A 16848-nucleotide genomic window follows, 5' to 3' on the forward strand; every position below is an offset into this window, starting at 1 on the left:
CTTTTGTTATGCAGTATGATTCTCTTTCTTATCTTTCAAAAAGAAAAGTACGGCAAGGATTACAAGAATAATAGCTGCGATATCATACGTTATTTTAAATGTAGTATTAAAGTTTAAGTATTCTACGAAAGGAGTTTTCACTGCTCCTGCATATATACAAACGGGAATGAGAAGTAAATCGTGAAATTTCTTTTCTTTCATATATCTTATTAGGAAGAAGATACACATAATAGCAAAAAATACGATGCTTAAAATAGTCATTTATACCTCCAGATAAATTTACTTATTTTAATTGCAGTTATATCTTTTATATAAATTCTGTATTTTTTCAAGCGCTATGCACGCGATTGTGTTTCCTTTCTTTCCTAGCTGTAAGCAGCTGAGGAGTGAAAATCCCAACCAATATAAAAATAATACCAATCCACTGCATGAATGTTACGACTTCATGTACAAGTGTAATAGAAGCGATAATAGCAGTTGGTAATTCAGCTGCACCTAGTATTGTACCAAGTCCGGTTCCTACTTTCGGTACGCCAATTGAAAAACAAATGACAGGTACAACAACGCCGAATAATCCGAGGAAGAAAGCATATTTCCATAGACCGGCTTGCAGGGCACCATCTGTTAAAAAGGTTGGTGGGAAGAATAGACATACGATAAGAGTCGCACTTGTTGTCATGAGAAAGCTTTTCGTATAAGGCGGAACATCTGTAGCAACGCGTCCGCTTGCAAAAACATAGAATGAAAAAGAGACTGCAGCTAATAGTCCAAAGATAATCCCTTTCGTAGAAAAACTTTGTCCGAGGCCTTCAAATACACCACCTGCAAACAATGTACCAGCAAATAAAATAAGGATAGATATGATCTTATCGCGGCTTGGAAAGGTTCGATTTGCAATCGCTTCGATAATGACACCAATCCAAGTGAACTGAAAGAGTAGGACGACAGCGATAGATGCGGGTAGTTCTTCTACAGAAATAGCGTAGAAAATCCCAGTCATACTCATTGTTGTTCCGACGGTTAGTAATGAAAAGAATTGTTTTTTTGTTACCTTATGACGTGAAAAGAAAAGAACGAGTAGAAATAGTCCAATCCATCCGAAGACATATTGTCCCCCTAATAGTTGATGTGCTGAAAATCCATTTATGAATCCGAGTTTGAAAATAGTTGAAAGTATGCCGTAGCTGCAAGCACCGAATAAAACGAGCAATGAATATTTAAACTTATCCATAAAAAATCCTCCTTTTAAGTAATAAAAAACGCCCGCTATCCAAATAAGGATAACGGGCGAACGAAACAGAGTAAGACACTCTACAAAATTCCGCCACTCACACATGAAGTATGAGTTTGGGGTATGTAATTATAGTGAATGTTACATTGCTTTTGGGAATACAATGGAGCATTTTACACCTTGAGCTGTGTTTTGTATCCCGTAAGGAAACTGATGTTTATCTAATATTTGTTTCACGATATATAATCCAAGACCACTACCTTGTACTAAACCGTGTTTATCAGGGTTTGCGCGATAGAAAGGCTCAAATAAATGAGCAAGTTTATCTTCATCAATTTGTGAACCTGTATTCAATACTTCTAATGCGTAACCGTTTGGTTTTTCATAAAGCTTTATATATACGTGTTGATGGTCAATTGTATAATGAATTGCATTTGAAATAATGTTAAAAATAGCAGTTTGAATAAATTTAGGATCAGCTAAAATTTGTACGTCGTGTTTAATATTAGATTGTACATTTAATTGTTTTACAGATACAAAGTAATCTACTTTCTTCATAACATCCTCAATAATATTAGATAAAGAAATGACTTCTAAATTCGGTTTAAATTGAGGGTTTTGTATTTTGGATAATTCCGACATTTTTTCCGTTAATATGTTAATGTCTTGCATCATCTCGTAGGAACGTTTCAAATACTTATCTCTATCTTTATAAGCTCCAATTCCGTGAATCATGCCATCTAGTTGTCCCATGACGGCTGCGATTGGTGTTTTTAATTCATGGGATACCATAGACATAAATTCTTTACGAGATTGTTCTAATTGTTGTTCTTTCTTGAGCTCATTTCTTAAATCTTGATTGCTTTCATGTAAATTCTTCACAATATTTGGTACTTGTGAAGCAGCTACTGACAAATTAAAATCTGTTTGATCTGTATTTTTGTTAAGTAGCTTTTTATCTGAGAAATCAAGATTCATAATATCTTTTAAAGCATCGCTCATATATTGAAAAGGTTTAGCAATTAGTTTTGCGTACATTAAAGATCCGAGTAGAGATAATGCAAGCATTGTCGCGCCAACCTGTGGAGCTAACTGCTGCAACGCATCTGCTAACTTTGGATTATCATTTGTATCATTTGTTTTACTTGCTGCATTTTGTGTATGTAAGGCATCATTATTAGCGGCTTTCTTTTCTGCTTCTGTAAGCTGATTAGAAGTGCTATTTTCCCCCGAAAGGTTTTGTGTATGTTCTTTTGCCTTTGCAGTTTGGCTAGGCTGCAAAAGGTGATTGATAGCTGTAGAAAGAGATTTATAATCTACAATAGAAGATTGGAAATTAGAAATGTTTCCCTCTGACACAGCTTTATTTTGATTCGTTTTACTTTGATCGTTTTGCTTATCTGAATCCGCCTGTTCTGTAGTCGGCGTTCCATTTTCTTTCACAAAACGTTCTTTATCGTAGTTTGAAGCTAGAAAGTAAATGATTTGATAAAGACAAAGTGATAAAAGAATACAAAATAATAAGGTTTTGATGAAAATATTTTTGGTGATGTTGTCTTTGCTACGATTCGATTTTGTAGCCAATGCCTTTCACCGTTTTAATATAAGGAATTCCTAATTTTTTTCTTAAGTTTTTAATATGTGTATCTATAACTCTTACATCACCATAATGTTCATAGCCCCATACCTTATTCAACAAATCACTTCTTGATAATACTTTTCCTCGATTTTGCAGTAAAGTATAAATAATTTCAAATTCTTTTGTTGTCAACTCAATTTGATTACCATGAACATAAGCTGCATATGCTGTAGAATTTAACATCAATTCATGGAATTGTAGTATAGTTGCAGCTTCTGCTTCCTTCGTTGCTGCCCTTCTTAATACAGCCTCTACACGCTTAATAAATACGGTGTAATGGAACGGTTTCGTAATATAGTCATCAATACCTAACTCAAATCCTTTAATTTCACTTTCTTCATTATGTAAGCCAGTTAACATAATGATTGGTACATCAGATTGTCCTCGCATAATTTTACAAATACTATAGCCATCTATATCTGGTAACATTACATCGAGGAGGACAAGATCGTATGAATTTTTTTGGAAAAGAAGAATACCTTCTGTTCCAGCACCAACTACATCAACAGTAAAGTTTTGTGCCATTAGAAATTCACGAATAAGTTCTTGTATATCTGGGTTGTCTTCAATCACCAGTATATGCGTCATAGTAACACCTCCTAAATAACGCTTTTTACTGCAATATTCGAATTCATCATTTTTCGAGTGACTCAGATTGTTTATACATATAATAAGCCCCCGCTATAAAATAATAATAAAAGTAGCAAGGGGAATAGTTTAGTGTTACTGATTAGTTCAGAATTACAGTAGTTCTATTATAGTATGTATTATAAAATTTATAAAACATTATAACTGTATAATTTTAATATCTACGTTTATCAATGTTTGGATATTAGCTAATCAAATCTATTCCTATTATATATGTAAATACAGTTGTTTTGCTACTGTAAATGAATAAATAAAATAAGCCAAGACATAAAATTCTTGGCTACACATAAATCTTGTTTTTAGGCTATTTTACAGTGACAGTAGCTTGCTGCTGAACGCGCTCAAATAACCAGTGTATATCATTATTATACATACGAATACAACCAAGTGTTGTCCATTTGCCGATTGCTTGATTATTGTTAGTTCCGTGAATCGCATAAGTTGTTCCGTAAGTTCCTGCCATATTTAATCCAAGCCAACGGTCACCAAGTGGATTACGTGGATCGCCGCCTTTAATTTTGCCTGTATAATAAGGGCGGTTTTTAATTTTATTTACGATTTGAAAGGTGCCTTTAGGTGTAGGCGTTGCAGCTTTTCCAGTAGCGACAGTAAAACTTTTTATAAATTTTCCATCCTGATAATAATCCATTTTATTTAACTGAGTGTCTACGATTAATTGATCTTTCGTTGTAGCGGCCTCTGCGCTAGCGAATGGAAGAGTTAAAAATCCTAATGATAATAGTGCGCTTAATAATAATTTTTTCATTGTTATTCTCCTTTTACGATCGTAATAGTCTTACATACAATGAAGTTGTAATCCTCGTAATGCTTTATTTACATTTTCATCTAATGTTTCAAAGAATGTAGTGATTTTGCTGTTGTGTTTGTTGTTTTTATCAATAAGTAATCTTTCGTTTAATAAAAGCTCGCCACGTAGTCCAAAACTTTGAACTTGAATATTTAGCTCATCTTCATTTTCAGAAATAATTGGTAAGAAATAGTGAAAAGCTTTCGTTGGAATGATGTAGCTTTTGCCAATCATGCTTTCTTGGTTTGAGTTAGTCCATTTTTTCGTGACAATTTTAATATTCTTTTTTGAAACGATAAAAGATAGTGTTGTAGATTTTGTTAAACTTACGTCAAATTCACTTGTTTCACATATTTGTAAATTAAAAACGGTTTCATTTTGATGAGATTCAACATTTGTATTAATAAAATCGTGCATTTTATATGCTTCCATTTCGTATTCACCCTTTTTTCAATTTCGAAAAACGACTTATATTTATTCAAATTAATGCTTAGTCATATATTGGTTAAATTTTTCAACAAATTCCGATATAATCTTACAATACGTATATGAAGCTAATATGAAGTTAGCATGAGTTTGTGGTGGTTTTTTATTGAGAACAAAATAAGAAAGGTTTTTCAGTGTTAAAAAATGGATAAAATTTGCATATTATTAATGCGTCTTTTTGTTATTTCGACTTAAAAAATGCTTTTAGCTACTTAATAAAGAACGGAAATCATTAGTGTGACCCTTACAAAAATGTAATAAAAATGTAAGCTATTGTGATAGTTATTTCGACAATTTTTTTATACAATAATAGTAAGAAGTTGTACGTGATTGAAAGGAGAGATGACATGGAATGGATTCATGAATTATTTCAGCAATACGGGTACTATGTTGTACTTGTAGGTTTGCTATTAGAATATATTGCACTTCCGTTTCCGGGAGAGCCAACGTTAGCATATGCGGGATTTTTAGCACATAAGGGTGATTTAAGTTTACCGATTTTAATCATTCTATCCTTTATTGGGACAAGTGTAGGAATGACGATTCAATACTTTTTAGGAAATAAATTAGGTATGCCTTTCATTCAAAAGTATGGGAAATACGTATTTTTAACACAAAGAAAAATTGACTTAACGAGAATGTGGTTTGATAAGTATGGGTACTTCTTAATTTTTATTGGTTTCTTTATTCCTGGTGTACGTCATTTCACAGGATACTTTGCAGGAATTATTAATTTACCATTCCGTCGTTTTGCCATTACAATTTATTCAGGCGCTCTATTTTGGGTATCATTCTTCTTAATCGGTGGTTACTGGTTAGGTGGAAACTTACATGATATCTTTGGAGTGCTAGAAGGTCATATCGGTAAAATCATTTTTGGAGTTATTGTGATTGTAGCGGTTACGTTAGGTATTCGTTTCCGTAAGCAGTTAAAACGAGTATTACTACAAAACGCAAGCTAATATGAAATCCATTCTATGTCAGAATTTAGGAAGGCAGTGCAAAAGCACTGCCTTTTTTATTTTATTGTTAAGACTATGTTTAATGTACATTTTACATTCTTTATAGGAATTTGATACAGGATAAGAAATAAGTATCTTGTCAATTATTATAGTCGTAATGACAATTATAATTGACAAAAATAAGGATATTATTTACAATTTTAATTAAATAAATGAAAAAGAGGGAAGACATGAAGCTTCAAAATCGAGTGAGGGAATTGCGAGCAAAGCATCGTTTATCACAAGGGGATTTAGGAAAAGTGATTGGATCATCACGGCAAACGATTAGTTTAATTGAACGTGGGGATTATGCACCATCTATTGTATTGTCGTTAAAAATCGCACAAATTTTCAATGTACCAGTGGAGGAAATATTTACGTTAGTAGAGGAGGAAGAGGACGATGAAGAGTAAGCGAAAAAAACAATTTGATTCTGTGGGGAAAATAGCAGTAAGTATGATGGGTGGCTTTTTAACGTCTTATATAGCTTTAAATTTACTCTCGGATGAACCGAGAAAATTATCATCTAATACATTTATAGGTATATGTACTATTTTTGGAATCTTAATGATGTACTATACTTGGAAGAATACACGTATGTTAGCAGAGGCACGCGATGAAGAAGAGAGCGTACAAGGTAGGAAATTAGGCATTATAAGTATATATTTACGTGTAGGTGATATAGTTACGCAGGCATGGTTTGTATATGCAGTTATTACATGTAGACGTGCATTGTTGCAGGATACAAATGTTTCATTTGCGGTGTGGAATTTAGTAGTTTCTATTCTTTGTTTAACTACTGTAGTAATTATCGGACTCATAACAAAAAATCGTTATAACAAGCTATATCCTGAACAAGGTGTAACGTATATGGAATCTATGAAAATGTGGACGAAAAATGCAGATGAAGGATTAAAGCACATTGTGCATGAGGCTGGATATAAAGCGTATGAATTTACGAATACAATATTGGCATATGTATGGTGGGCTGCCGTTATATATACAGCTGCTAGTGATATCGATTTTGTGTTAATTGGTTTAATCTCATTTATTTGGATATTGCATCTCGGGAAGTTCATGTACGAAATGCAGAGAAAAATGATTTATTAAGGGGAGAAAAAGGTGGATATTTTAAGAAGGCCAGCTGGCTCAATGACAGTGGCGCTAATTCTGTCCATTTTATACGGAGTAATCCGAACTGGGAAATTAGAAGTAATTTTGAACCTATGGGCAATAGTTGGAATTTCATTGTTAGTGTTAGCCATTCATGAGCTAGGACATGTAGTATTTGGTGTAATAGGTGGTTTAACATTTAAATTTATGACAGTAGGACCCATTACTATTCAAAAAGAAAAGGGAAAATTACGTATTCGAGAAAATAAATTATGGGCGTACTTTGGAGGCGTTGCAACACTAGTACCACCTTCTATAGAGACACCGAATCTTTCGAAAAAGTGGGCGTGGCTCACTTTAGGTGGACCGATTACGAGTTTACTATTTGGTATTACTTCCGGTTACATATACATGGTGAGTTATTATCAATATCTTTTATATTTTTCCTTTTTCCATTTTGCAATCTTTGCGGTTACAATTGTGCCAATAAAAGGAATGCTTATGAGTGATGGGATGCAATTTCTTATTTTAATTAAAGATGATGAAAGAGCTAGAAATCACTTATATGAGATTCAAATATCGAGTGAGTTATTTAGTTATAAAAGACCGAAAGATTGGGATGAAAGATTAGTAGAATTGAGTGAGGAGAAAATAAAAGAGAATAAAGGGATAAGAGAGATAATGAGTAGACTTATGCTCGTCTTTTTTGCTCGTGCAGATCAAGAGGGAATGGAAAGAGCGATACCGTATATAGAACGAATTGTTCAACTACCTGTAACGAAAGAAAATAAGTTTTTCGTTAGTAGTTTTCATAGTTGGTACCTTTTATATAAAGCTCTTTATCAGATGGATAGTCTTTCGTTGCAAGAAGCAAAGGAACATGCAAAGGCTATTACAAAAATGGACCTAAGTGGATATTACCGTACACAAGGAATTATTAAATATGTAGAGGGCAATATGGAAGCGTCCCGTACTTATATGAAGAAAGCTGATCAAGAATTAAAGAGCGCCGAGAAGAGTGAAATGGGATATTTACAATTAGAAAGAGAATGGTTTAAGCAGCTGAAAGAGAGGGTATCTTACGATGGGTGAGGTATCCTCTTTTTTATATGTCATCTTATGCCGTTCCATAAACAGCCTAGGGCGAGTAAAATGAGATAAGAAGAGCAAAGCTTGGAGGAAGTAAATATGGAAATTTTATCAATTATTTTGATAGTCTTGCTCATTTATGTTGTTTTTAAAGTGGCATATGTAGCATTAAAGATACTCGCGATCCTATTAATTATCTTTTTAATCGTAGAGTTCGGCAGTAAGTTGCTTGGGGGATAGGGTATGTTGTGCGTTTTGAGTGTCGAAGGATGTCGGTAAATCGATATCCTACGTCGAATCGTTGATATAATGAAAAAATCGTTGATATAAGTGGAGAAACGATCGATATATTTGAAAAATCGTTGATATATTTTAGTGAATACGAAGTGGGGTATGTGGAAAAGAAGTTGCCGTGAGGGTAACTTCTTTTTATCGTGATGCGGGGATATGCAAACCAACATAAAAAAGCTGGAAGAGTATCTTCCAGCTTAAGAGTTACTTTCAATTTGGCGACCGCTATCTTCTTCATTGTCTTGTAATAGGTTGAATACGTCTGCTAGGCAGAATGCAATGAACCAAGTCCATAGACCGTGGAAGAAAGCTGAGCTTAATTGAAGTGGTAATGTATAGTTTGTCATTGAGTAGGAAATACATCCACCAACGATTCCGATCATTGTTAATAACATTGTTTTTTGAGCATTTTCTTCTGGATTAAAGAGGAAGTAAATGTATCCGCCTAAAATTGAAGCGCTTACAAGTGTTTCGATTCCATTAAAAATGATATTCTCTCCAAGCTGTGTGTTTGTCCAGAAGCAGATTGTTCCGCCGATAATAGCAAACAGGACAGCTATTGTATATCGTATATATTGATTCATATGTTCATCTCCTTATGTAATAAGATGATTTGGAAGTCAAAAAGGTAGGTATAGTATATTGAAGTGAGTTTTAATTGTACGTATCTTTTTATAAAAAGATCATTGAAGAGTAACTAAGATGATCGGTTGTTTAAACCGTTACGTGTATGGTGTCTGAAATATACCCGACTGCTCGTTTCTTTTTGCTTGTAAAATAAGAGAAACTTCCAAGTCTATATACTCTTTTTTTGTGAGTCTGCTTTCATTATAACACATTTAGAGACATAATAATAGAATTATCTGATTTTGTAATAAGTGTAAAAAATAAAAAGCGCAAGGAAATACCATTAACGGTGCAGTTTAGTGGAAGAAGGATTTTAATTTATTATGATGAAATATGTAATCAAGGTGAGATCTAAGAAGGAGGCTTAAATACTATAAAAAATGTTTTATAGTATGAATGTAAGGGAGGAGAGCTAACTTGGAGTTCACAACAGAAAGATTAATAATTAGACCTTTTAAGAGTACTGATTTACAGGATGTATTTGTTATTTATAATAGTGATGATACATGTAAGTTCCTATTACATAATAAGTGGACTCATGAAGACATGCAGAAAAGATTTAATAAGAAGTTAGCAAATAATGTACTTACTAAAGAATCAATATTAAGTTTGGCAGTTATATACAAAACTAAAGTAGTTGGTGATTTATCCGTATGGTACACAAATATGAAAGACACTGTTGAGATTGGTTATAGTTTTTCAAATGAAGTAGCTGGGAGAGGTTTGGCGACAGAAGCAGTAAGTAGTTTGGTATTGAAATTATTTAATGAATTTAATGTACATCGTATACAGGCTAATCTTGATGCACGTAATACAGCTTCACAAAAATTGTGTGAACGAATAGGCATGAGAAAGGAAGCCCATTTCATACAAGATTTTTGGAATAAAGATGAATGGACAGATAGTATTGTATATGGGATGCTATCCTCCGATTTGTAGTAATAAACTTAGTGATTTTATTATGCTAAAAGGTACGTGAGTTGAATAACAAAGGGCATAACATATTATATATGACTAATATGTTATGCCCTTTAATTTATTAACCTTTTTTATATGCGTTTGAAACGGCCGACAATTTCAACTGTTTCAGTAATGTTCATAAATGCTTTGTTATCCACTTGACGGATAATACGTTTCATTTCGCCTAACTCATAGCGAGTCACGACAGTGTAAATCATTTTTTTCTTATGGTTTGTATAGCCGCCGACAGCGTCTACCATTGTCACCCCGCGTATGCCGTGATGTAGTAGTGCGCTTTTTATTTCCTCACCTTTTTCTGTAACTGTCATTATCGTTAATTTAATATGTTTCGTATGCACAGCATCGATAACTTTGCTGACTACAAACCGGCTAATTAACGTATAAAGTGTAATATCCCATCCGAAAATAAAACCTGCTGCAACAAGTAAGACTAAGTTGAATACAAAGATGATTGCTCCAATTGAAATATCTCGATGTTTCGCTACAATCAATCCAACAACATCAAAGCCACCTGTTGAAGAAGCAAATCGGAATATGATTCCGGAAGCTGCTCCGCAGATTACACCACCGAATACAGAAGATAGTAAAATATCGTCTGAAACCTGGTGTACAGGGATAATGTTCATCGCTAACGACGATACAGCTACAAAGTAAGCTGTTAAAAAGGTTGTCTTCTTGCCTAAGTAAAAGTGACTTAAAATAAGAAGAGGAATGTTTAGTAAAAAGATAAGTGCACCGATATTGTAGTGCATTAAATAACCGATAATCATCCCTACACCAGCGAATCCACCGCTAATCATGTTATGCGGGATAAAAAACATATTCATAGAAATTGCATACAAAATAGAAGCTATAAAAATAACAACCAACTGTATCATAAATTCTAAGTGAAATGTTTTAGCTGCTGGGAAGGATAAAAAGGCGGTGTCGGGAACGTAATCGGCGTCTCCTAGTTGACCCATAGTATGTTTCATCTCCATATTCATTTTTGATTACAAGAAGAGAATAAAGGTTTTTTCAAAAACTGGCAATAGTTTTATTATAATGCAAAAATTTTATAAATTTCTAATAAATCAAGCCTATTCATTGATGTGTGTGAATATACTAAAGAAAGCGAATACAACGTTTCTTAATTATTATTTTCTTGAGAAAATATGCAAAATACTTTTTTTGAAAATAAAAGGAAATAGAGAATGTTTGCCTAATGTGCTAAAATGACCTTATTAAGGATGTGAAGCGATGGAATTTTTATTGCAGGATGCAATTCTATATATATCGTTTGTAACGACGGCACTTTGTTTATTAGAAGTTTTCTTCCTTGCTAATGTTTCTCGCTTTGTGCGTCAACAAGCATCAAGCGGTAGACAAAGAGCTTTTGCGCTAGTTGATACATGTGAAGATAGTGCGGGAAATGTACCGCTATTTTCTATTTTTTATAAATATGGAATGATTCGTTCTGTACGCAGACAAGAATCAAGTGAAGAGAATGACGAGGTCGGTCCGTATACACCAATGTTTCGCTAAATAATTACGAAACATTGGAGGAATGAACATGTTAAAATCATACCGAGCTGTGCTCGTTAGTTTATCATTATTATTTGTTTTTGTTTTATCTGGTTGCAGTAATGCAGCCCCAATTGATGCACATAGTACTGGGATTTGGGATCATTATTTTGTATATCCAATCTCGTTTATGATTCAATTTGTCGCTCATCATATACCTGGAGCTAGCTTTGGGATTGCTATCATTATTATGACGCTCGTTATTCGTTCAGCAATGATTCCATTAGCTGTTTCGCAATATCGCAGCCAAGCGAAAATGAAGAAAATGCAACCTGAATTGCAGAAGTTAAAGAAAAAGTACGGTGATGTAAGCAAAGACCTTGAAAAACAAAAGCAGTATCAAAAAGAAATGTCAGAACTAATGAAATCAGGCGGTTGGAATCCACTTGCTGGTTGCTGGCCATTATTAATACAAATGCCGATTTTCTCTGCTTTGTATTATGCGATTAGCAGAACGGAAGAGATTCGCACATCTTCGTTTTTATGGGTGAACCTAGGACATGCAGATCCATATCATATATTACCGATTATTGCAGCGTTAACGACATTTATTCAGATGAAAGTTTTCCAATCGAATATTACACCTGGAGAACAAGTACAGATGCTAAAGATGCAGCAAATTATGATGCCGGCAATGATTCTATTTATGGGGTTTGCGGCGCCATCAGGACTTGTGTTGTACTGGATAACAGGTAACTTATTTACAATGACACAAACAATTGTATTAAGAAAAATAATGGAACGTGAAGAGTTACAATTACAAAAAGCATAGAGAAACACCGCTCATTACGAGCGGTGTTTTTTTGTTAAGTCGTTAAGGAAATGTTAAGAAACCGACATTACTATAGGCATTGTATACGAAAGTGTACATGCATTAGAAATATGAAGGAGGAAATTTCCTATGAAGAAGAAAACAGTTGGGTATTTAGCGATTGCAGGTGCGTTATCATTCGGAATCATTGGAGGAGTCGGCATTCCGGCATTCGCGGCAACGAATACTCCAGCAGTGGATCAGCCTGCAAAAACGGCGAAAAAGGATTTGGATGACGCTACAAAACAAAAAGTAAAAACAATTATGGACGATACAAAGAAACAGTTAGAGAAACTAGGTGTAAAGCTTCCAGAGAAAGAGAAGCGTAAAGACATGTTTGCAGGATTAGATGAACAGGCGAAAGAAAAAGCGAAGTCAATTTTAGAACAAGAAAAATCTGGAAAACTAACACATGAACAAGCAAAAGAGGAATTAACAAAGTTAGGCGTGAAAATGCCTGAGAAAGGTAAGCGTGGAGACATGTTTGCTAACTTAGATGAACAGGCGAAGGAGAAAGCGAAGTCGATTTTAGAGCAAAAGAAATCTGGAAAATTAACGCATGAGCAAGCAAAAGAGGAATTAACAAAGCTAGGCGTGAAAATGCCGGAGAAAGATAAACATGGAGACATGTTTGCTAACTTAGATGAACAGGCAAAAGAGAAAGCAAAGTCAATTTTAGAGCAAAAGAAATCTGGAAAATTAACGCATGAGCAAGCAAAAGAAGAATTAACAAAATTAGGTGTGAAACTTCCAGAGAAAGAGAAGCGTGAAGATATCTTTGCGGGATTAGATGAAGCAACAAAAATAAAAGCAAAAGCGATTTTAGACAATGAAAAGAAACAATTAGAGGCATTGAATGTTGATTTACCGCACCATAAGTTTTTTATGAAAAAAGAAGATAAATAATTGAATGAAGTCGTATCTTTCGTGTGGGCAACCGGAAGGTACGTGCAAGGGCCGATTTCTATAAGTAGAAATCGGTCCCTTTTAATGAGGCATTGAAATTCTTTTTATTGTTAGTATGTATCCGAAGACGCAGTAGAAGATTGCAAAACCGATAAACACTTCCGTATATTGATATTTACCCAATACGTAGAAGGAAACAGCTGGTATAATAGCTACCGCTAAAATGCTATAACCAGGATACTTGTTTCGATACATGATAGCGAATAGAACAGAGAGAAACGTAGCGATGATAAAAAAGACAGCGATCATTATTGGTACACCTCCTAAATGAATTATACCATTTTTAGGGAATTAGAGAAGTTTTGTATCTTCTGTTATAATATAAGAAGAGAAATATTTCCTATGTTATATAAAAAAATATTGATTTTTTCTAACAATTCAATATAATGAACAATAACTACAAAATTCGACATCAAGAAGTGATGATGAGGACACGATCAATTTTTTACGATTCTCAGAGAGGGAAGCCTTTGGCTGTGAGCTTCCTAATACGGAAAAATGGATTACCACCTCTGAACTGCAGCAGTGAACGAACATCTAGTAATTGCTTGCCGGCAAAAACCGTTATTTAGACTTGAGAAATTGGTGAAGTATGTTACTTTACGAATTGAAACAAGGGTGGAACCACGAATACAACACTCGTCCCTTTTTTAGGGAGGAGTGTTTTTTTATTTCATTTTTGCATCACACTAGGATTGGAAGGAGGATACGCAGCATGCATCATGATGAGAAGAACAAAATTGGTTTAACAGTAGCACTTTCTATCGTAGTAGGAACGATTATTGGATCTGGTGTGTTTATGAAACCAGGGAGCGTATTAGATTACTCGGGGAGTTCTAATATGGCCATTCTTGCTTGGGTAATTGGTGGTCTGTTGACGTTAGCGAGTGGTTTAACAGTAGCTGAAATTGGAGCGCAAATCCCGAAAAATGGTGGGTTGTATACGTATTTAGAGGAGATTTACGGAAGTTTTTGGGGATATTTATCAGGCTGGATGCAAACAATTGTTTATGGACCAGCTATTATCGGAACATTAGGTTTATACTTTAGTTCTTTAATGATTAATTTTTTCTATTTAGATAAAGTATGGAACTTACCAATCGCAATCGGAACAGTTGTGTTCCTTGGCTTTGTAAATAGTATGGGAACAAAATACGGAGGTATCGTTCAAACAATCACGACAATTGGGAAAATGATTCCGATTGTATTAATTGTCGTGTTAGGTTTCTGGAAAGGGAATAGCGATATCTTTAACGTAGTTGTGCCGATATCAGAAAATCAAAGTATCGGTATGGCAATTTTAGCAACGTTATTTGCTTATGACGGATGGATTTTACTTGCTTCGATTGGCGGAGAAATGAAGAATCCAACAAAGTTATTACCGAAAGCAATGACAGTTGGGATTTTAATTGTAACAGCTGCATACGTATTAATTAACTTGGCGTTATTAAATGTATTACCAGCAGCGAAAATTGTAGACCTTGGAGAAAATGCGACAGCGACAGCTGCGGGTATGTTACTTGGAGAATATGGCGGGAAAATTATTAGTATCGGTATTATCGTTTCTATTTTCGGCTGTTTAAATGGAAAGATTTTAACATTCCCACGTATTCCAATGTCTATGGCGGAACGTGGACAACTTCCATTTTCTAAGTTTATTGCAAAGGAAAGTCCGAGATTTAAAACACCAGCAAATGCGATTACTGTTGAAATCATTTTAGGGATTATTTTAATGATTATTAGTGATCCAAATAAGCTATCTGAGATTTCCGTATTCATTATTTATATTTTCTATGTAATGACGTTTATTGGTGTCTTCATTTTAAGAAAACGTAATAAGAATAAAGAGCGTGCATATAGTGTGCCGTTATTCCCAATCGTACCAATCATAGCGATTTTAGGTTCGCTCTTTGTAATTGGTAGTGCAATTATCAATGATCCGGTAAGTTGTTTCTTATCAATTGGAATTGTCTTTACGGGACTTCCGGTGTATTGGTATTTAAATAAGAAGAAAGAAACAGAATGATGGAAGGGTAGGCGTATAATACGCCTACCTTTTTTACTGTAAAAAAATTATACTTGCGTCCACTTTCTATTTTGGTTACTATAGTCGTAGTAACCAAAATAGAAAGCGTGGGGAAAGACTTGAATTTTCGTGTTTATATTTTAGCTATCGCGGCTTTCGTAGTCGGAACGGTTGAGTTAATTATAGGAGGAACGCTCGATTTAGTTGCCAATGATTTAGGAGTATCTATTAGCGCAGCTGGTCAGCTTATAACAATATTTTCGGTAGTATTTGCTTTGTCAGGTCCAGTTTTATTAGCTGTGACAGGGAAGTTTGAAAGAAAAACATTGTATGTTGGAGCACTATCGATTTTCTTAATCGGAAATATTATTTCCGCATTTAGTGTGAATTATGGAATGCTAATGTTCTCAAGGGTTATTTGTGCGGCGAGTGGTTCATTAATTATTGCACTATCGGTAACACTTGCGTCTAGTGTAGTAGAACCGCATTTTCGTGCGCGTGCAATTGGAATCATTTTTATGGGAATTAGTGGATCACTTGTACTTGGAGTACCGCTTGGTCTTGTACTCGGAAATGCATACGGATGGCGTGCACCATTTGTATTGATTTCTGTATTAACAGTTATGGCAATAGCTTGTATTTCATTGTTCTTAACGAAAGTACCACCGACATCGGTATTATCAATAAAAGAACAACTTGCTACTTTAAAAGATAAAAAAATTGTAAGTGCACAGTTAACATCATTTTTGTTTTTAACGGGGCATTTAACATTGTATGCATATTTAACACCGTTTTTAAAAGATGTCATGCATGTTGAAGCAAACTGGATTAGTGTGTTTTACTTTATTTTCGGAATCGCAGCAGTAATCGGCGGCGGATTCGGTGGATGGCTTGCTGATAAATGGGGATCGAAGAAAAGTATTATCTCGATTATTATCGTATTTGCATGTGCAATCTTCATGTTGCCATTAATGACATTCTCATTCCCGCTCTTCATCATTATGATGGGACTTTGGAGTATGCTGAGCTGGGCGATTTCACCAGCACAGCAAAATTATTTAATTGAAATTGCACCGGAATCAGCTGGTATTCAGCAAGGTTTAAATAACTCTGCGCTTCATTTAGGAATTGCACTCGGTTCAACAGTAGGCGGAGTTGTTATTGAAAAATCATCTGTTATATATAATGCTTGGGTAGGCGGTGGCTTTATTATATTAGCACTGCTTTGCGCGATTTTCTCGATTACGAGAGGACGCTCTACTCAGTTCGTGAAAGAAGAATCTATCGTTTGATAGGTTCTTTTTTATTTGTAAAAAATTGCAGGTTTTAGTAGGTAAATGGAGAAAAGGGTATATAGCGAGGTGAGGTATATGTATACGAATTTTTCAATTATTGGTCTTCTAATTTCAATGCTCCCTTTGTTTCTTATTATTCTTGCACTTAGATGGGTCCGTTTCATCTATAAAAATTCTGAGAAACAGGTAGAGCAAAATGAGAAAATCATTGAGCTGTTGATGGAGATAAAGGAACAAAATAAAAAGGAGTCTAAGTGAAAAACTAGACTCCTT

21 protein-coding genes and 1 other annotated feature are annotated in these 16848 nt (G+C 34.5%); of the genes, 12 read left to right on the forward strand and 9 right to left on the reverse strand.

From position 1 onward, the window contains the following. Positions 1-6 precede the first annotated feature (6 nt). From CQ064_RS13315 to CQ064_RS13340, 6 genes are all read right to left on the reverse strand, one after another. Positions 7-261 (reverse strand): hypothetical protein, encoded by a 255-nt coding sequence (locus CQ064_RS13315; protein WP_000154128.1) that lies wholly within the window; start codon positions 259-261, stop codon positions 7-9. Between the two features lie 67 nt (positions 262-328). Further along, on the reverse strand, positions 329-1231 hold the full coding sequence (locus CQ064_RS13320; protein WP_000357148.1) for an EamA family transporter: 903 nt from the start codon (positions 1229-1231) through the stop codon (positions 329-331). Between the two features lie 141 nt (positions 1232-1372). Continuing rightward, a complete protein-coding gene (locus CQ064_RS13325) occupies positions 1373-2815 on the reverse strand; it encodes a sensor histidine kinase (RefSeq protein WP_000201967.1) in 1443 nt (480 codons plus the stop codon). After that, positions 2793-3458: a response regulator transcription factor gene (locus CQ064_RS13330; RefSeq protein WP_000148833.1), complete on the reverse strand. Its 666-nt coding sequence runs from the start codon at positions 3456-3458 to the stop codon at positions 2793-2795. The genes CQ064_RS13325 and CQ064_RS13330 overlap by 23 nt, the downstream gene beginning before the upstream one ends. 364 nt (positions 3459-3822) lie before the next feature. After that, positions 3823-4284: a L,D-transpeptidase gene (locus CQ064_RS13335; protein WP_000735058.1), complete on the reverse strand. Its 462-nt coding sequence runs from the start codon at positions 4282-4284 to the stop codon at positions 3823-3825. Between the two features lie 30 nt (positions 4285-4314). Beyond that, positions 4315-4758 (reverse strand): DUF3978 family protein, encoded by a 444-nt coding sequence (locus CQ064_RS13340; RefSeq protein ID WP_000388771.1) that lies wholly within the window; start codon positions 4756-4758, stop codon positions 4315-4317. Between the two features lie 401 nt (positions 4759-5159). Between CQ064_RS13340 and CQ064_RS13345 the strand changes: the two genes are divergently transcribed. The 5 genes from CQ064_RS13345 (at position 5160) to CQ064_RS13365 (ending at position 8255) form a co-directional block, all read left to right on the forward strand. Continuing rightward, positions 5160-5774 carry a DedA family protein gene (locus CQ064_RS13345; RefSeq protein ID WP_000454754.1) on the forward strand — a complete coding sequence of 205 codons (615 nt, stop codon included), beginning with the start codon at positions 5160-5162 and terminating at the stop codon, positions 5772-5774. 230 nt (positions 5775-6004) lie between these two features. Further along, positions 6005-6226, forward strand: coding sequence for a helix-turn-helix transcriptional regulator (locus CQ064_RS13350; protein ID WP_000776172.1), 222 nt, complete (start codon positions 6005-6007; stop codon positions 6224-6226). Next, positions 6216-6923 (forward strand): DUF3169 family protein, encoded by a 708-nt coding sequence (locus tag CQ064_RS13355; RefSeq protein WP_000837722.1) that lies wholly within the window; start codon positions 6216-6218, stop codon positions 6921-6923. The genes CQ064_RS13350 and CQ064_RS13355 overlap by 11 nt, the downstream gene beginning before the upstream one ends. 42 nt (positions 6924-6965) lie before the next feature. Then, positions 6966-8018, forward strand: coding sequence for a zinc metalloprotease (locus tag CQ064_RS13360; RefSeq protein ID WP_002083694.1), 1053 nt, complete (start codon positions 6966-6968; stop codon positions 8016-8018). 96 nt (positions 8019-8114) lie between these two features. After that, positions 8115-8255, forward strand: coding sequence for a DUF3985 family protein (locus CQ064_RS13365; protein ID WP_000404758.1), 141 nt, complete (start codon positions 8115-8117; stop codon positions 8253-8255). Positions 8256-8503: 248 nt separating this feature from the next. On the opposite strand, the gene CQ064_RS13375 is transcribed toward CQ064_RS13365, so the two are convergent. Beyond that, a complete protein-coding gene (locus CQ064_RS13375; RefSeq protein WP_001077773.1) occupies positions 8504-8890 on the reverse strand; it encodes a DUF3938 domain-containing protein in 387 nt (128 codons plus the stop codon). Between the two features lie 460 nt (positions 8891-9350). On the opposite strand from CQ064_RS13375, the gene CQ064_RS13380 reads away from it, so the two are divergent. Next, entirely contained in the window at positions 9351-9872 is a 522-nt protein-coding gene (locus CQ064_RS13380) for a GNAT family N-acetyltransferase (RefSeq protein WP_000397315.1), read from the forward strand. 110 nt (positions 9873-9982) lie between these two features. Here CQ064_RS13380 and CQ064_RS13385 read toward each other — a convergent pair whose 3' ends face one another. After that, positions 9983-10876: a YitT family protein gene (locus CQ064_RS13385; protein ID WP_000530043.1), complete on the reverse strand. Its 894-nt coding sequence runs from the start codon at positions 10874-10876 to the stop codon at positions 9983-9985. Positions 10877-11153: 277 nt separating this feature from the next. Here CQ064_RS13385 and CQ064_RS13390 point away from each other — a divergent pair, with 277 nt between their 5' ends. From CQ064_RS13390 to CQ064_RS13400, 3 genes are all read left to right on the forward strand, one after another. After that, positions 11154-11438 (forward strand): hypothetical protein, encoded by a 285-nt coding sequence (locus CQ064_RS13390; protein WP_000394930.1) that lies wholly within the window; start codon positions 11154-11156, stop codon positions 11436-11438. A 28-nt stretch (positions 11439-11466) separates the two neighbouring features. Next, positions 11467-12249, forward strand: a complete 783-nt coding sequence (gene yidC / locus CQ064_RS13395) for a membrane protein insertase YidC (protein ID WP_000920524.1) — start codon at positions 11467-11469, stop codon at positions 12247-12249. A gap of 129 nt (positions 12250-12378) precedes the next feature. Next, positions 12379-13194, forward strand: a complete 816-nt coding sequence (locus tag CQ064_RS13400; protein ID WP_000730854.1) for a hypothetical protein — start codon at positions 12379-12381, stop codon at positions 13192-13194. Positions 13195-13275: 81 nt separating this feature from the next. Here the strand turns inward: CQ064_RS13400 and CQ064_RS13405 are convergent, their stop codons facing one another. Further along, complete coding sequence (locus CQ064_RS13405) at positions 13276-13503, reverse strand: hypothetical protein (RefSeq protein WP_000562249.1); 228 nt, start codon at positions 13501-13503, stop codon at positions 13276-13278. Between the two features lie 164 nt (positions 13504-13667). Further along, positions 13668-13904, forward strand: a binding site (T-box leader). Between the two features lie 65 nt (positions 13905-13969). Here CQ064_RS13405 and CQ064_RS13410 point away from each other — a divergent pair. From CQ064_RS13410 to CQ064_RS13420, 3 genes are all read left to right on the forward strand, one after another. After that, positions 13970-15280 (forward strand): APC family permease, encoded by a 1311-nt coding sequence (locus CQ064_RS13410; protein ID WP_000546307.1) that lies wholly within the window; start codon positions 13970-13972, stop codon positions 15278-15280. Positions 15281-15333: 53 nt separating this feature from the next. Next, positions 15334-16572: an MFS transporter gene (locus CQ064_RS13415; RefSeq protein ID WP_105559664.1), complete on the forward strand. Its 1239-nt coding sequence runs from the start codon at positions 15334-15336 to the stop codon at positions 16570-16572. 78 nt (positions 16573-16650) lie between these two features. After that, positions 16651-16833, forward strand: a complete 183-nt coding sequence (locus CQ064_RS13420) for a hypothetical protein (RefSeq protein ID WP_000288474.1) — start codon at positions 16651-16653, stop codon at positions 16831-16833. The last annotated feature ends 15 nt before the right edge of the window (positions 16834-16848 follow it).

The sequence above is a fragment of the Bacillus sp. MYb78 genome (assembly GCF_002975115.1).
GTDB lineage: Bacteria > Bacillota > Bacilli > Bacillales > Bacillaceae_G > Bacillus_A > Bacillus_A cereus.

Bases quoted from the DNA above. Each gene is read 5' to 3' on its own strand.
- yidC (WP_000920524.1), top strand. From the start codon at position 11,467: ATGTTAAAATCATACCGAGCTGTGCTCGTTAGTTTATCATTATTATTT.
- CQ064_RS13335 (WP_000735058.1), bottom strand. From the start codon at position 4,284: ATGAAAAAATTATTATTAAGCGCACTATTATCATTAGGATTTTTAACT.
- CQ064_RS13405 (WP_000562249.1), bottom strand. From the start codon at position 13,503: ATGATCGCTGTCTTTTTTATCATCGCTACGTTTCTCTCTGTTCTATTC.
- CQ064_RS13390 (WP_000394930.1), top strand. From the start codon at position 11,154: ATGGAATTTTTATTGCAGGATGCAATTCTATATATATCGTTTGTAACG.
- CQ064_RS13355 (WP_000837722.1), top strand. From the start codon at position 6,216: ATGAAGAGTAAGCGAAAAAAACAATTTGATTCTGTGGGGAAAATAGCA.
- CQ064_RS13365 (WP_000404758.1), top strand. From the start codon at position 8,115: ATGGAAATTTTATCAATTATTTTGATAGTCTTGCTCATTTATGTTGTT.
- CQ064_RS13345 (WP_000454754.1), top strand. From the start codon at position 5,160: ATGGAATGGATTCATGAATTATTTCAGCAATACGGGTACTATGTTGTA.
- CQ064_RS13340 (WP_000388771.1), bottom strand. From the start codon at position 4,758: ATGGAAGCATATAAAATGCACGATTTTATTAATACAAATGTTGAATCT.
- CQ064_RS13410 (WP_000546307.1), top strand. From the start codon at position 13,970: ATGCATCATGATGAGAAGAACAAAATTGGTTTAACAGTAGCACTTTCT.
- CQ064_RS13400 (WP_000730854.1), top strand. From the start codon at position 12,379: ATGAAGAAGAAAACAGTTGGGTATTTAGCGATTGCAGGTGCGTTATCA.
- CQ064_RS13360 (WP_002083694.1), top strand. From the start codon at position 6,966: ATGACAGTGGCGCTAATTCTGTCCATTTTATACGGAGTAATCCGAACT.
- CQ064_RS13315 (WP_000154128.1), bottom strand. From the start codon at position 261: ATGACTATTTTAAGCATCGTATTTTTTGCTATTATGTGTATCTTCTTC.
- CQ064_RS13420 (WP_000288474.1), top strand. From the start codon at position 16,651: ATGTATACGAATTTTTCAATTATTGGTCTTCTAATTTCAATGCTCCCT.
- CQ064_RS13385 (WP_000530043.1), bottom strand. From the start codon at position 10,876: ATGGGTCAACTAGGAGACGCCGATTACGTTCCCGACACCGCCTTTTTA.
- CQ064_RS13320 (WP_000357148.1), bottom strand. From the start codon at position 1,231: ATGGATAAGTTTAAATATTCATTGCTCGTTTTATTCGGTGCTTGCAGC.
- CQ064_RS13330 (WP_000148833.1), bottom strand. From the start codon at position 3,458: ATGACGCATATACTGGTGATTGAAGACAACCCAGATATACAAGAACTT.
- CQ064_RS13350 (WP_000776172.1), top strand. From the start codon at position 6,005: ATGAAGCTTCAAAATCGAGTGAGGGAATTGCGAGCAAAGCATCGTTTA.
- CQ064_RS13375 (WP_001077773.1), bottom strand. From the start codon at position 8,890: ATGAATCAATATATACGATATACAATAGCTGTCCTGTTTGCTATTATC.